Source organism: Staphylococcus sp. 191 (assembly GCF_011174885.1).
In the GTDB taxonomy this organism is placed as follows: domain Bacteria; phylum Bacillota; class Bacilli; order Staphylococcales; family Staphylococcaceae; genus Staphylococcus; species Staphylococcus coagulans.
Map to the genome: position 1 here is coordinate 1 of NZ_PNRJ01000016.1, position 14598 is coordinate 14598.

General features: G+C 40.2%; 10 protein-coding genes, 11 tRNA genes, 3 rRNA genes and 1 other RNA gene. All 25 read right to left on the minus strand.

All coding sequences use genetic code 11. The annotated features are described in order from the left end of the window. Positions 1-476, minus strand: a 23S ribosomal RNA gene (locus tag C1H58_RS12220); the annotation flags it as partial. Positions 477-727: 251 nt separating this feature from the next. Then, positions 728-2278 (minus strand): 16S ribosomal RNA (locus tag C1H58_RS09980). A gap of 569 nt (positions 2279-2847) precedes the next feature. Further along, positions 2848-3444, minus strand: coding sequence for a recombination mediator RecR (gene recR / locus C1H58_RS09985; protein ID WP_016425596.1), 597 nt, complete (start codon positions 3442-3444; stop codon positions 2848-2850). Position 3445: 1 nt separating this feature from the next. Then, positions 3446-3766 (minus strand): YbaB/EbfC family nucleoid-associated protein, encoded by a 321-nt coding sequence (locus C1H58_RS09990; RefSeq protein ID WP_016425597.1) that lies wholly within the window; start codon positions 3764-3766, stop codon positions 3446-3448. A gap of 213 nt (positions 3767-3979) precedes the next feature. After that, complete coding sequence (gene dnaX / locus C1H58_RS09995; protein ID WP_165546090.1) at positions 3980-5668, minus strand: DNA polymerase III subunit gamma/tau; 1689 nt, start codon at positions 5666-5668, stop codon at positions 3980-3982. 66 nt (positions 5669-5734) lie between these two features. Further along, entirely contained in the window at positions 5735-6268 is a 534-nt protein-coding gene (locus C1H58_RS10000) for a GNAT family N-acetyltransferase (protein ID WP_060830399.1), read from the minus strand. A gap of 101 nt (positions 6269-6369) precedes the next feature. Then, positions 6370-6639, minus strand: an RNA gene (gene ffs, locus C1H58_RS10005) — signal recognition particle sRNA large type. A gap of 426 nt (positions 6640-7065) precedes the next feature. Beyond that, positions 7066-7158, minus strand: a tRNA-Ser gene (locus C1H58_RS10010). A gap of 8 nt (positions 7159-7166) precedes the next feature. Next, positions 7167-7240, minus strand: a tRNA-Ile gene (locus C1H58_RS10015). Positions 7241-7263: 23 nt separating this feature from the next. After that, positions 7264-7337, minus strand: a tRNA-Met gene (locus C1H58_RS10020). A 32-nt stretch (positions 7338-7369) separates the two neighbouring features. After that, positions 7370-7445: transfer RNA gene (locus C1H58_RS10025), tRNA-Ala, on the minus strand. An 18-nt stretch (positions 7446-7463) separates the two neighbouring features. Further along, positions 7464-7537: transfer RNA gene (locus C1H58_RS10030), tRNA-Pro, on the minus strand. A gap of 11 nt (positions 7538-7548) precedes the next feature. Continuing rightward, positions 7549-7625, minus strand: a tRNA-Arg gene (locus C1H58_RS10035). 10 nt (positions 7626-7635) lie between these two features. Further along, positions 7636-7724 (minus strand) — tRNA-Leu (locus C1H58_RS10040). A 7-nt stretch (positions 7725-7731) separates the two neighbouring features. Further along, positions 7732-7806: transfer RNA gene (locus tag C1H58_RS10045), tRNA-Gly, on the minus strand. Positions 7807-7824: 18 nt separating this feature from the next. Continuing rightward, positions 7825-7897: transfer RNA gene (locus C1H58_RS10050), tRNA-Lys, on the minus strand. Between the two features lie 6 nt (positions 7898-7903). Continuing rightward, positions 7904-7979: transfer RNA gene (locus tag C1H58_RS10055), tRNA-Thr, on the minus strand. A 17-nt stretch (positions 7980-7996) separates the two neighbouring features. Beyond that, positions 7997-8072, minus strand: a tRNA-Val gene (locus C1H58_RS10060). Between the two features lie 14 nt (positions 8073-8086). Continuing rightward, positions 8087-8201 (minus strand): 5S ribosomal RNA (gene rrf, locus C1H58_RS10065). A 478-nt stretch (positions 8202-8679) separates the two neighbouring features. Next, positions 8680-10167 (minus strand): lysine--tRNA ligase, encoded by a 1488-nt coding sequence (gene lysS / locus C1H58_RS10070; RefSeq protein WP_165546091.1) that lies wholly within the window; start codon positions 10165-10167, stop codon positions 8680-8682. 359 nt (positions 10168-10526) lie between these two features. After that, positions 10527-11006, minus strand: a complete 480-nt coding sequence (gene folK / locus C1H58_RS10075) for a 2-amino-4-hydroxy-6-hydroxymethyldihydropteridine diphosphokinase (protein WP_016426496.1) — start codon at positions 11004-11006, stop codon at positions 10527-10529. Further along, the gene (gene folB / locus C1H58_RS10080) at positions 10999-11370 is read right to left on the minus strand and encodes a dihydroneopterin aldolase (protein WP_050331781.1); all 372 of its coding nucleotides are present in this window, start codon (positions 11368-11370) and stop codon (positions 10999-11001) included. Before folB ends, folK begins: the two co-directional genes overlap by 8 nt. Beyond that, positions 11360-12151 (minus strand): dihydropteroate synthase, encoded by a 792-nt coding sequence (gene folP, locus C1H58_RS10085; RefSeq protein WP_165546092.1) that lies wholly within the window; start codon positions 12149-12151, stop codon positions 11360-11362. Before folP ends, folB begins: the two co-directional genes overlap by 11 nt. A gap of 284 nt (positions 12152-12435) precedes the next feature. Continuing rightward, complete coding sequence (cysK, locus tag C1H58_RS10090; RefSeq protein ID WP_016426499.1) at positions 12436-13365, minus strand: cysteine synthase A; 930 nt, start codon at positions 13363-13365, stop codon at positions 12436-12438. A gap of 171 nt (positions 13366-13536) precedes the next feature. Continuing rightward, positions 13537-14421, minus strand: coding sequence for an Hsp33 family molecular chaperone HslO (hslO, locus tag C1H58_RS10095; protein ID WP_165546093.1), 885 nt, complete (start codon positions 14419-14421; stop codon positions 13537-13539). Positions 14422-14598 lie beyond the last annotated feature (177 nt).

The window sequence follows — 14598 nt, forward strand, 5'->3', positions numbered from 1 at the left end:
TGTAGACKACGGAGATGGTCCTCCCAGATTCCGACGGAATTTCACGTGCTCCGTCGTACTCAGGATCCACTCAAGAGGGTATTCGTTTTCGACTACAGGATTATTACCTTCTCTGATTAACCTTTCCAGGTTATTCGTCTAACAAATACTTTTGTAACTCCGTATAGAGTGTCCTACAACCCCAACAAGCAAGCTTGTTGGTTTGGGCTCTTCCCGTTTCGCTCGCCGCTACTCAGGGAATCGATTTTTCTTTCTCTTCCTCCGGGTACTAAGATGTTTCAGTTCTCCGGGTCTACCTTCTCACATACTATGAATTCATATGCGGATAACACGACATAACTCGTGCTGGGTTCCCCCATTCGGAAATCTCTGGATCAAAGCTTACTTACAGCTCCCCAAAGCATATCGTCGTTAGTAACGTCCTTCATCGGCTTCTAGTGCCAAGGCATCCACCGTGCGCCCTTAATAACTTAATCTTTTATGATTGAGCTTTCACTCAATACACCAGTTATTAATTATGTGAGTCGTCTGTCGACGACTAGCGATAATTTTGTTTCAAGCTTTCGCTTGTCACTCGGTTTTGCTTGGTAAAATCTATACTTACTTATCTAGTTTTCAATGTACAATCGTTGAATCCTCAAATGAATGAGCATTCAAAACTGAATACAATATGTCATGTTAATTCCGTCTATCACCTGTTGGTGATATTTCCGTATATTATCCTTAGAAAGGAGGTGATCCAGCCGCACCTTCCGATACGGCTACCTTGTTACGACTTCACCCCAATCATTTGTCCCACCTTCGACGGCTAGCTCCAAATGGTTACTCCACCGGCTTCGGGTGTTACAAACTCTCGTGGTGTGACGGGCGGTGTGTACAAGACCCGGGAACGTATTCACCGTAGCATGCTGATCTACGATTACTAGCGATTCCAGCTTCATGTAGTCGAGTTGCAGACTACAATCCGAACTGAGAACAACTTTATGGGATTTGCTTGACCTCGCGGTTTCGCTGCCCTTTGTATTGTCCATTGTAGCACGTGTGTAGCCCAAATCATAAGGGGCATGATGATTTGACGTCATCCCCACCTTCCTCCGGTTTGTCACCGGCAGTCAACTTAGAGTGCCCAACTTAATGATGGCAACTAAGCTCAAGGGTTGCGCTCGTTGCGGGACTTAACCCAACATCTCACGACACGAGCTGACGACAACCATGCACCACCTGTCACTTTGTCCTCCGAAGAGGAAAACTCTATCTCTAGAGCGGTCAAAGGATGTCAAGATTTGGTAAGGTTCTTCGCGTTGCTTCGAATTAAACCACATGCTCCACCGCTTGTGCGGGTCCCCGTCAATTCCTTTGAGTTTCAGTCTTGCGACCGTACTCCCCAGGCGGAGTGCTTAATGCGTTAGCTGCAGCACTAAGGGGCGGAAACCCCCTAACACTTAGCACTCATCGTTTACGGCGTGGACTACCAGGGTATCTAATCCTGTTTGATCCCCACGCTTTCGCACATCAGCGTCAGTTGCAGACCAGAAAGCCGCCTTCGCCACTGGTGTTCCTCCATATCTCTGCGCATTTCACCGCTACACATGGAATTCCACTTTCCTCTTCTGCACTCAAGTTTTCCAGTTTCCAATGACCCTCCACGGTTGAGCCGTGGGCTTTCACATCAGACTTAAAAAACCGCCTACGCGCGCTTTACGCCCAATAATTCCGGATAACGCTTGCCACCTACGTATTACCGCGGCTGCTGGCACGTAGTTAGCCGTGGCTTTCTGGTTAGGTACCGTCAAGACGTGCACAGTTACTTACACATTTGTTCTTCCCTAACAACAGAGCTTTACGATCCGAAGACCTTCATCACTCACGCGGCGTTGCTCCGTCAGGCTTTCGCCCATTGCGGAAGATTCCCTACTGCTGCCTCCCGTAGGAGTCTGGACCGTGTCTCAGTTCCAGTGTGGCCGATCACCCTCTCAGGTCGGCTACGTATCGTCGCCTTGGTAGGCCGTTACCCCACCAACTAGCTAATACGGCGCGGGTCCATCTATAAGTGACAGCAAGACCGTCTTTCACTGTTGAACCATGCGGTTCAACATGTTATCCGGCATTAGCCCCGGTTTCCCGGAGTTATTCCAGTCTTATAGGTAGGTTACCCACGTGTTACTCACCCGTCCGCCGCTAACTTCAAAGGAGCAAGCTCCTTGTCCGTTCGCTCGACTTGCATGTATTAGGCACGCCGCCAGCGTTCATCCTGAGCCAGGATCAAACTCTCCATAAAAGAAGTAAGCTTGATATAGCTCGTTGATTGTTTAAGTCAATCACTCTTCAAAGTACGTTAAAGTACTCAAATTATCGGAATTAACGTTGACATATTGTCATTCAGTTTTCAATGTTCATGTCATTTATTTTTTTGACTCGACAAGAATTAATTATACACAGGTTGCTTTCTAATGTCAACAACTTTTTTAATTAATTTTTTCGTTTTGTTGTTGCGACTTATTGTGCCGCTCAACAAGATATAACTATACAGGCTTTCAACCCTTTTAACAACAATAAAAATTACACTCTTTAATGCTTTTCGTTATTTTAAACGCATTATTCTCATTTTATTTTATTGTTCTATACAAAACGCTACGCAATCTACACTAAAAAATAAAGACAACAGGGTAGGAGACGACATCATATCTCAATATACAAAAGAAAAGCATTAGCAAATCATTGGATGAAACCTGTACTTCAATGCCATCTTTTCTAATGTACATATCATTCTCTTGATACGAGACGATACAACTAGGTTGCTCTCTCCCCCCTGTTATCTTCATTCATTATATGATCATTTGTTTCTTACTACATTTCTGTACGCCCAGAGATAGCTCTAGATAGCGTCACTTCATCTGCATATTCCAAATCGCCACCGACAGATAGCCCCTGCGCTAATCGTGTGACACGAATGCCTAGTGGCTTAACCAGTCTAGAAATATACATCGCTGTTGATTCACCTTCAAGATTAGGGTTCATTGCAAGAATCAACTCTTGAACTTGTTCATCTTTGAGACGATCAATAAGGCTTGGTATATTGATATCTTCAGGACCAATACCATCCATAGGAGAAATTGTGCCATGCAATACATGATACAAACCTTTATATTCTTTCATTTTCTCCATTGCAATCACATCTTTATCATCTTCGACTACGCATATTGTTGAACGATCGCGTTGTTTATCTTCACAAATATAACAAGGATCTTGTTCGGTAATATGGCCACAAACACTACAATAGGTAAGTTCTCGTTTGACATCCACTAAAGCTTTTGCGAATTGAACAACATCATCTTCTTTCATGTCAAGCACGTGAAAAGCCAGACGTTGAGCCGTCTTGGGACCAATGCCTGGCAATTTCATGAAACTATCGATGAGTTTCGATATCGGTTGAGGATAATGCATATTACATCATTCCTGGGATGTTAAGACCTTTAGTATGTTTTCCTAAACGCTCAGCTGTTAATTCATCCGCTTTGTTCATTGCTTCATTTGTTGCAGCTAATACTAAGTCTTGTAACATTTCTACATCTTCTGGATCTACGACTTCTTCATTGATAACAACATCAACGACTTCTTTATGACCAGATACGACAACTTTAACCATGCCGCCACCAGCTGTTCCTTCAACTTGCTCTTCTTTTAATTTTTCTTGCTCTTCAGCCATTTTCTTTTGCATTTTTTGCATTTGTTTCATCATTTGTTGCATATTTCCGCCACCGCGCATAAATGTATCCTCCTTATTATTAAAACCATCATCAATTAAATAATCTTATCAAAGACGAGATGGTCCATCTATATTCATTTTATTAAAACAACAGAATAATCAATACTCTATCGTTTTACAGTATATACATATTCACGTAATGATACGCGTCCAAGAGTGAGTTCTTCTTAGATTCGTTTACAATTATACATACCTTTCAAAGCCTTGTCATGTTTATTCATCTATAACATGGACTGTGTCTTCTCCGAACAAGTTCTTGGCCGCTTCAACAACACTTGCTTGTTTTTCCGGCTTTGCAGACTCCTGTTGGCCATTCGAATGACTTCGTTTACGATTAGTAATGTAATCACTCCGCACTTGCATCCATTTATCAGCAGGTACACCTACCACAGATACAGGCTTGTTTATAATATCTTTTACGACATTTTCAATACTTTGTTTCTTTTCTTCGTCTTTTTTCAAAATTTCACAGTGTATTTCTTCATCGAACTTTACTAAAACTTTATCTTCGCTAGCTGCTACAGGTTCCGAATTTTGTAACAAACTGACGAGTGATTTCTGATTACGATCTTTCGCATATTGAATAACATCAGCCCAACGCTCTTTAATTAAAGCAATGTCTTCTTTGTTTGCTTTATCTAGAACTTTAGCAATTTGTTCCACCGAATAGGTCGAACTTGAATTACGACGCTTTGTGGGCTGTGGCTTAGGTTGTGATGTTGGCATACCAATATTTTGAGATTTTAACGTTTGTAATTCAGATTCTAGTGCTTCCATCCGTCTTATCATCGCATCTTGCTGCTCTGTTGGCGCATGGTTAACAACGACTTCTCCTGTTGCTCCAGCCTCTTTAATCATTTCGGAAAGTTTAACTAACAATACTTCTAAATGTACATTTTGATTCACGCTAAATCGAATTGACACTAATGTATCATTAATGACATCAATCATTTTATATAAAACTTCTAAGTCAAATCCAGCCAAGGCATCTAACGTCATCGACTGATTTGTTGTTTTAGCCATAATCGTGTCTCTTACAAAATAAATCATGTCATTGATTAAACGATTAACCTCTTTACCTTCACTAACAAATTGATGATAACGTTCAAACGCATCATGAACATGACCTTGTACAACATCTTGAAAGAGTGCATTTAGATCGGATTCATCTAGACTCCCTGTAACATCCAAAGCATCCTTCAAAGTTAATCGCTCATCACCGAAAGCAATCGCTTGATCCATAATACTTAAAGCATCTCTCATACCGCCTTCTGATACTTTAGCGATAAACTCAAGAGCTTCCCCATCGTAATCAAGCGCCTGTTGTTCGGCAACGTATCTCAAACGGTCTACAATTCGATCTGAATGAATGGCTTTAAAATCAAAACGTTGCGCCCTCGAAATAATTGTAGGTGGAATTTTATGCGGTTCTGTTGTAGCCAAAATAAAGATTGCATGTGCAGGAGGCTCTTCCAATGTTTTCAACAGTGCATTGAACGCGCCTGTTGTCAGCATATGGACCTCGTCAATAATGTACACTTTATATTTTGATTCACTCGGTGCATATTTGACTTTGTCTCGAATATTACGAATTTCATCTACGCCATTATTACTCGCGGCATCAATTTCGATGACATCTGAATTAGAACCTTGTGTGATGCCTTTGCATGTCGCACATTCATTACAGGGTTCTCCATCTTCTCTCACTTCACAATTGATGGCTTTAGCAAAAATTTTTGCAATACTCGTTTTTCCTGTACCACGCGGACCACTAAAGATATAAGCGTGGGATTGTTTCCCTTTTGCAATTGCATTTTTTAAGGTTTTGGTCACATGTTCTTGCCCGACTACATCATCAAAACTTTGCGGACGAAACATACGGTATAATGCTTGATAATCCACTTTGGCACCTCCGAACTAACAATGACTTCATTATATCATGTTCAATCTCGTTTGTATGGCGCAAAGTTACTTCAAAAATTCTGATGGATAGATCACTGTTCCATTGGGTAAATCTGCTAAAGCATCCCACAAAAATTTCACATGTAGCTCAGTTTCACCCATTTGAGGCGGCAAATAGATATCATAATTTCCAGCAACTTCATAGCCTAATTTTTCATAGTAAGTCCCATCGCCTAAAACGAGAATCGTTGTATATTCTTCAGAAAGTGCACGTTCTTCCAAAGCTTGAACGAGGGCTTTCCCCAATCCTTTATTACGATATGCCTTTACAACTGCGAGCGGTGCGAGTGCAAGCGCAGTATAGGTCTTGTCTTCGTTTTGAATTTTGACCTCTGTACACATCGCATGTCCAATCAATGTGCCATCTTCTGTTTTGGCGATAACTTCCAACTCAAAATGATAGTTGGGTGACATACGTAAACGTTTCACCCATTCATGCTCACGATGCGTTGAATGCGGTACATCCTTAAAAGCTTCAGCAATCATTTCATAAGAGGGTTCATAGTCAGTTTCTGTTGGTGTACTAATAAATACGGACATCCGTTAACCTCCTTACATTATTCATATATAAAAAAAGAGCAACTCTTCAAAAGTTACTCACACATCTATTAATCGAAAATACAATTTTAAAAATAATAATGCCGTGCACCTTTGTGTAGAATACGCATCACAAACGTTACCAGAGTCGACAGCTAAATCTCGGCTACCCTACGGCACATATGAGAATCCACTTAATGCTGCTTCCGTCAGGACCTGACATGGTTCATGGGTTCATATTGCATAGGACCGAAATCTTCAAACACCTCGTGCTCTGGGCAGACTTCACAAATACATATCCGCGACAAAGGAATTCGACCTCGCATAAAGCGGATTTCGAGAATAGGGAACCGCTACCTCCCCGCTTAGCACGGCATATTTAATAATACTATACCTTTTAATAAAAATGCAAGCAGAGTATCTAGATTCATGTATCAAAATTGATTCATATATATTGATGCATTGTTACATGGGTGTTTGCCTTCTAAAAAACAACAGGCTTAAAAATATGTTTCACGTGACACGTTGTCTCTGCTCACTCATCAGTTAATGATTTAAAAACTTTTTACATATATTTAAAATCGTATTTGCTCCAGCAGTTTTAAAAGCCCATGCTATACAAGTTGTATATCTTTATAACGCAATCAAAGCGCAACCGCGCGTCATCCAAAAGATAATGGAAAATCTCTACTCATAAGCGCACCAATGATACGCCTCATTTTTAAATACAAAAAAGCCAAACATTCAACCGCATTGAGTGTTTGGCTTTTATATCTATTAGTCTTGGATTTTACTTATAATGGCGGAGGAAGAGGGATTCGAACCCCCGCGAGCCGTTAAGCCCCTGTCGGTTTTCAAGACCGATCCCTTCAGCCAGACTTGGGTATTCCTCCTAATTATATGGACCTTGCAGGACTCGAACCTGCGACCGAACGGTTATGAGCCGTTAGCTCTAACCAACTGAGCTAAAGGTCCTAATAATATTCAACTAAGATTAGTGGCGGCGGAGGGGATCGAACCCCCGACCTCACGGGTATGAACCGTACGCTCTAGCCAGCTGAGCTACGCCGCCGTATATAGTTGTTACAATATTGAAGTAAAATATGGTGGAGACTAGCGGGATCGAACCGCTGACCTCCTGCGTGCAAAGCAGGCGCTCTCCCAGCTGAGCTAAGCCCCCATAATAAATGATGTTAAATCGGGAAGACAGGATTTGAACCTGCGACCCCTTGGTCCCAAACCAAGTGCTCTACCAAGCTGAGCTACTTCCCGTATATTTAAAATGGCGCGCCCGATAGGAGTCGAACCCATAGCCTTTTGATCCGTAGTCAAACGCTCTATCCAGTTGAGCTACGGGCGCTAAATGATAATGGTGCCGAGGACCGGAATCGAACCGGTACGGTGATCTCTCACCGCAGGATTTTAAGTCCTGTGCGTCTGCCAGTTCCGCCACCCCGGCAAAATAATGGAGCAGAAGACGGGATTCGAACCCGCGACCCCGACCTTGGCAAGGTCGTATTCTACCGCTGAACTACTTCTGCTCGATAGTATTTGAATGATGAGCCATAGAGGATTCGAACCTCTGACCCTCTGATTAAAAGTCAGATGCTCTACCAACTGAGCTAATGGCTCATGAAATGGTGCCGGCCAGAGGACTTGAACCCCCAACCTACTGATTACAAGTCAGTTGCTCTACCAGTTGAGCTAGGCCGGCTACTCTATTTAATTAAATGGTGGAGAATGACGGGATCGAACCGCCGACCCTCTGCTTGTAAGGCAGATGCTCTCCCAGCTGAGCTAATTCTCCTGTTATGTAAAATAACCTGGCACCGTCCTACTCTCGCGGAACGTCAGTCCGACTACCATCAGCGCTAAAGAGCTTAACTTCTGTGTTCGGCATGGGAACAGGTGTGACCTCTTTGCCATTGTCACCAGACAATAATTTTTTATTAAGTAGCTCGTTTTGGCTACCTTATTATAATACAATTTTTGTAAATACTTTTCAATAGTTAATTTTACACTTTGTTTAAGTTTTTTACAAACAGTTTAAACAAGTTTGTCACTGAATTTGACGACTTTTATATATTAATCAATTCTCGCAATAAAGTCAACATTTTTTCGTAACTTTTTTATATTTTTTTCATCTCCAACTTTTATTGAGATAAAAGCCTTTGATATAGCCCTTTTAAAGCCATTTGCTTTGTATCGATAACCGCTTCAATGAAACATTCTAGCGCAGCCTATATCAAAAAACTTTCTGACTTAAAAAGGAGCAACACTATAAAAATAGAGTGAGGTAGAAGTCAAATTAACTTCCTTGCCTCACCCTTACCAATATTATTTCATATTAAAGATGCACTAAGCGTACACACTGATTAAAACGTCTAACCGCACTTCATTTATGCTGCTTCATTTTATTTTTGACGCATGTAAGGGAATAATAAAACGTCTCTAATCGATGGTGAGTTTGTCAATAACATCACAAGACGGTCGATACCGATACCTAATCCGCCTGTTGGTGGCATTCCGTATTCCAACGCTTCAATGAAATCTTCATCCATTTCATGTGCTTCATCGTTACCTTGTTCTTTTTCAACAAGTTGCGCTTCAAAACGCTCACGTTGATCGATTGGATCATTAAGCTCTGTGAAAGCATTCGCATGCTCACGACCTACAATGAAGAGCTCGAAACGGTCTGTGAATCTTGAATCTTCCGGATTTTTCTTCGCTAATGGCGAAATTTCAATTGGGTGACCATAAATAAACGTCGGTTGAATTAAAGTTTCTTCAACTTTTTGTTCGAAAAACTCATTAAGGATATGACCATACTTCATATTTTTATCAACTTCGATACCATGTTCTTGAGCAAGTTGATGTGCCTCTTCATCTGATTTCACTGCATAAAAGTCTACGCCAGTAGCTTCTTTTACAGCATCAACCATATGAAGACGACGCCATTTTGGCTCTAGCTCAATTGTGTAATCACCATATTGTACTGTTGTTGTTCCTAAAACTTTACGTGCAACATGAGCCACCAATTCTTCAGTTAAAGCCATAATGTCTTTATAGTCAGCGTAAGCTTCATATAATTCAATCATTGTAAACTCAGGGTTATGACGTGTAGATACACCTTCATTACGGAAAACGCGTCCAATTTCGTAAACTTTTTCCAATCCACCAACAATCAAGCGTTTAAGGTGTAATTCAATCGCTATACGCATATAGAGTGTCGCATCTAAAGCGTTATGATGTGTAACAAATGGACGTGCAGCAGCCCCACCCGCAATTTGATGCATCATTGGTGTTTCAACTTCTAAAAAGCCTTTATCATTTAGATAATTGCGCATTTCTTGAAGGATGCGGCTGCGATTAATAAACGTTTTCGTGCTCTCTCCATTTGTTATTAAGTCGAGGTAGCGTTGGCGATAACGTTGCTCTATGTCTTGTAAACCATGGTGTTTATCCGGTAACGGACGTAATGCTTTTGATAGAAGTTTGAATGACTTCGCTTTTACTGAAACTTCGCCTGTGTTTGTTTTGAACATCACACCTTCAATGCCGACAATATCTCCTAAATCTGCACTTTTCCAAAGATCAAATTGTTCATCTCCAACTTGGTCTTTACGCACATAGATTTGAATTTGTCCTGTTAAATCTTGAATATGTGCAAAACCGGCTTTACCTTTGCCTCGTTTTGTCATAATACGACCTGCAATTACGGTATGACTTTCTGATTCTTTTTCTACAAGTTCTTCTTTAGAATATTGATCCCATTGCGCTTTTAATGTTTTAGCATCTCCCGTACGATCAAACTTTTCACCAAACGGGTCAATTCCTAAGTCCCGTAACTCTTGTAATTTTTGACGGCGGACCTGCATTTGGTCATTCATTTCTTCTGTCATTCTTACCTCTCCTTTTCACTGCTTATACTTCTATTGTTTATTGTTTTCCAAGCATCTCATCACGGAATTGTATTCACACTTCCGCCTTTTGTGCTTCTATTTTGGTTTAAAGCTTTATACGCTTGACCATTTCCTATAATCCCTTTAAATGCTAAAAGTCAAGTTTTCGCAATCCATTACGCCAACTTTTCGCTTTTTAAATCCTCTCAACGATGTAAGCAGAATCATGCACGATCAATTTCCCATCGATATACGATTCATCGATGAATTCACCTGTTTCTCAATAATGATCGTTACGATGTCTTATCCAAAGATTCATTAATGTTTCAGGTTCAACCCTCATCAAGTATCGAAACAAGTTAACTTTTATATTTTACCACTGTTTCATCTTGTTGCACGATATTTTGAATCATTTGACCTGATCGTGGTTCAATGACGTTGGCTGCAATATCATTTAATGGAATCATCACAAATGCGCGTTCAGTCATACGTGGATGAGGCACAATCAAATCAGTCTCATCGATGACTTCATCTCCATATAATAAAATATCGATATCTATTGTGCGAGGTCCCCATCGTATTTTACGCACGCGATGTAATTCCGCCTCTGTATTTAAGGCAACTTTTAGCAACGCTTGGGCTGAAAGTTCCGTTTTAATATGCAAACATAAGTTTAAAAAATCAGGTTGCTCTGTATATCCTACTGGCTTCGTTTCATAAATAGGTGAAATCGCGATGATTTCGATGGCTTCATTTTCACGTAATAGGCGGATCGCTTCTTTTAATTGATTTTCACGGTCACCTATATTACTTCCTAATCCTAAATATGCATCAACCATGATGGCTCACCCTTACTATTTCCACACCAACGCCTTCATAATGACCTGGGATAGGTGGATTCTTTTTTGTAATTCTAACTTTTGTTTCCATTACACGATTATAGTGTGAATTTATACGTAATGCAATACGTTCCGCAAGATGTTCTAGCAAATTAGAAGGAGAACCTTCCATGATTGCTTTAACATCTTCATAGACTTCGCCGTAATGAACGGTGTCTTCTACTTGATCAGATTGTCCTGCTTCTTGCAAATCAACTTTCATTTCTATATCTACTGTGAAAATTTGTCCTATTTCGTTTTCCGCTGATAGTGCACCATGATAAGCATAAAAGTTTAAACCTTCTAAAAATATTTTATCTGTCATGTTCATATCCTTTCAATCCGTCCATCGCTTTAGCAAGTCGCGCATTCATCAAAACGTTGTGCACACGTACACCGTGAACCCCTTTCATAATACCATAAGCAGTTGTAGCGGCTGTACCTTCATCGCGTTCATCCACTTTATTATCATTGCCAAGCAGTAATTTAACAAAACGTTTACGACTTGTAGCCAGCAGTACTTTATATCCTGTAGCCACTAATTCATCTAAACGGGCCATAACTTCACGTTCTTCTTCTCTTGTTTTAGCAAATCCAATTCCTGGATCTAACCAAATTTTTGATTTTGGAATTCCTGCCAATACGGCTTTATTCGCTTGCTTTAATAGTGTTACAAGCATATCATCCATGACAGGAACATCACGTGTACCATCACCGTTATGCATTAAAATGATGCTCGCCTGATATTGCGCCACCACTTTAAACATGCGTTCATCGTAAATACCTGCCCATTGATCATTAATGATTGTTGCGCCTTCTTTCAAGGCCGCTTCAGCCACTTCGCTTCGAAAAGTATCAACAGAGATGTCTGCATCGATACCTTTCAGTGCACTGACTACAGGAATTACGCGTTTCATTTCCTCTTCTATGCTTACATTTTCATGGCCGGGTCGGGTCGAAACACCCCCTACATCAATGATATGCGCACCTTCTTGAACCATCTGTTTGGCATGTTCGACTGCTTTATCGACTTCGCTAAACTGACCACCATCAGAAAAAGAATCTGGTGTGACATTCAATATACCCATAATTTGAGTTTGCTGCATAGGAATCCTTCCTTTCTGTTTGAGATAGCTCATTGTACGAAAAATTCTTTTTTGAACAAATTTATTATAGCAAATTTTTCAAACAAACCCTCTTGATTCGTTCATAGCCACATTAATATCACGTTGATTATACTGCCTCGTCTCAACAAAGAAAACTAGAACGATGGTTTGACTTATCAAATATGCATGGCAGCACAGCGTCTCGTTTCCACATGCCACTTGTTAATCATAAAAAAAGAGATTGAAGCATCGTTATTGGACGCTTCAATCTCTTTTGCCAGCTTTTATTCAAAATTGTAAAGTGGTGTAGATAAGTAACGTTCACCATTACTTGGTAATACAGTCACAACTGTTTTACCCTTACCTAATTCTTTTGCTTTTTGAATCGCAGCATAAATGGCAGCACCTGAAGAAATACCACCTAGGATACCTTCTTCTTTAGCTACACGACGTGACGTTTCCATCGCCACTTCGTTACCCACTTTAATGACTTCATCGTATATATCTGTATTCAATGTACCTGGAATAAATCCTGCACCTAAACCTTGTAATTTATGTGGTCCTGGTTCTCCGCCACTAAGTACTGGAGAAGCTTCTGGCTCAATCGCAACAATTTGGATGTCTGGATATTTCTCTTTTAACACTTTACCAGCACCTGATAACGTACCGCCAGTTCCTACACCAGCTAAAAATGCATCAATTGTTTTACCTTCGAATTGTTCAACTAGCTCAGGTCCAGTTGTTAATTCATGTACTTTCGGATTGGCAGGGTTTTCGAATTGTTGTGGTTCGAAATAACCATGTTCTTCTTTAAGTTCTTTTGCTTTTTTAATTGCGCCTTTCATTGCTTCAGCGCCTGGTGTTAAGACTAATTCTGCACCGTATGCTTTTAATAAGTTACGTCGCTCATGACTCATTGTTTCTGGCATTGTAAATACTGCTTTATATCCTTTTGCCGCACATACGAATGCTAAACCAATTCCTGTGTTTCCTGAAGTAGGCTCGACAATTGTATCGCCTGGCTTAATTTTTCCTTCTTTTTCAGCTTGTTCAATCATCGCTAATGCAATACGGTCTTTTACAGAGCCGCCTGGATTTTGATATTCTAATTTCACATAAATATCAGCTGCATCTTCACCTGCTTGATGACGCAATTTTACAACAGGTGTTTGTCCAATAATTTCAGTTATATTCTCTACAGGTTTTCTGACCATAAGTTGATACCTCGCTTTATCAAAATTATATTTCGTTAAATACATAGTTTTCGAATCGGATATCTTTAGTTTACCACTATTTAGACCTTTGCAAAAGCACTAATATCAATTATTCCCTGAAATATGCATCTTTTCTTCGGAAAAACGAAAGCCCCTTCAACGATTAAAAATTTAAGAAGACATTTCAACTAATAATGCTTTAAGTTCTTCTTCGGTATAGTGATAACGTGTTCTACAAAAATGACATTCTGCTTCTGCACCATGATCTACGTTTATCATATTCTCAATTTCTGCTTCTCCTAAACCTTTAATTGCATTTAAAAATTTATCATGTCCACATTGACATTCAAAATCAACAGGAACTGTCTCTAAAAATGTCACATTATCTTCGCCAAGTATGGTTTGTAACATTTCTTCAGGTGTCAGTCCTTCGTCAATTAATTTTGAAACAGGCTTCATGCTATTAATAGCCACTTCTAAGCGATCAATCGTTTCTTCTTGAGCACCCGGCATCACTTGAATAATGAAACCGCCCGCCGCTTTAATAGAATTGTCTGGGTTTACAAGCACACCGACACCCACTGATGATGGGACTTGTTCACTGTTCGCAAAGTAATAAGTGAAATCTTCGCCAAGTTCTCCAGATACAATCGGACTACTACCTGTATAATAATCACGCATACCCACATCTTTAACTACGTTGATCGCACCGCTAGTCCCTACAGCACGACGAACATCGAGTTTGCCTTGTGGATTCAATGGAAAATGCGTTTGCGGTTGTGATACATAACCACGGACTTTACCTTTTGCATTAGCATCTGCAATAATTTTACCGATTGGGCCATCACCGTCAACAGTTACTGTTAATTTTTGTTCTCCCTTCAACATTGCCCCCATCATCACTGTTGCAGTCATTGTACGACCTAATGCAGCTGAAGCTGTTGGCCAAGTATAATGGCGTGTTTGTGCTTCTTGAATTGTATTTGTCGTATTAGCACTATACGCTCGAATTTCCCCGCCGAATGCTAATGCCTTTACTAAATAATCTTGTGTCATCTTTCTATACCACTCCTTCAATCCTTCTACAATGTTTTTAAAGCTTCTTTATACAAATATCATTTTTAACAGATTCAAAATCTTATCAACACTAAATTCGCTATTTTTAATAGCACTTAAGTTGATGTGCAACGACATTTCAGTCACATCTATATATCAATGTATTGTATACAATAA

Coding starts and splice junctions, on each gene's coding strand:
- recR (WP_016425596.1), bottom strand. CDS start 3,444: ATGCATTATCCTCAACCGATATCGAAACTCATCGATAGTTTCATGAAA.
- C1H58_RS10000 (WP_060830399.1), bottom strand. CDS start 6,268: ATGTCCGTATTTATTAGTACACCAACAGAAACTGACTATGAACCCTCT.
- folP (WP_165546092.1), bottom strand. CDS start 12,151: ATGCAGCAAACTCAAATTATGGGTATATTGAATGTCACACCAGATTCT.
- folB (WP_050331781.1), bottom strand. CDS start 11,370: ATGACAGATAAAATATTTTTAGAAGGTTTAAACTTTTATGCTTATCAT.
- hslO (WP_165546093.1), bottom strand. CDS start 14,421: ATGACACAAGATTATTTAGTAAAGGCATTAGCATTCGGCGGGGAAATT.
- cysK (WP_016426499.1), bottom strand. CDS start 13,365: ATGGTCAGAAAACCTGTAGAGAATATAACTGAAATTATTGGACAAACA.
- folK (WP_016426496.1), bottom strand. CDS start 11,006: ATGGTTGATGCATATTTAGGATTAGGAAGTAATATAGGTGACCGTGAA.
- lysS (WP_165546091.1), bottom strand. CDS start 10,167: ATGACAGAAGAAATGAATGACCAAATGCAGGTCCGCCGTCAAAAATTA.
- C1H58_RS09990 (WP_016425597.1), bottom strand. CDS start 3,766: ATGCGCGGTGGCGGAAATATGCAACAAATGATGAAACAAATGCAAAAA.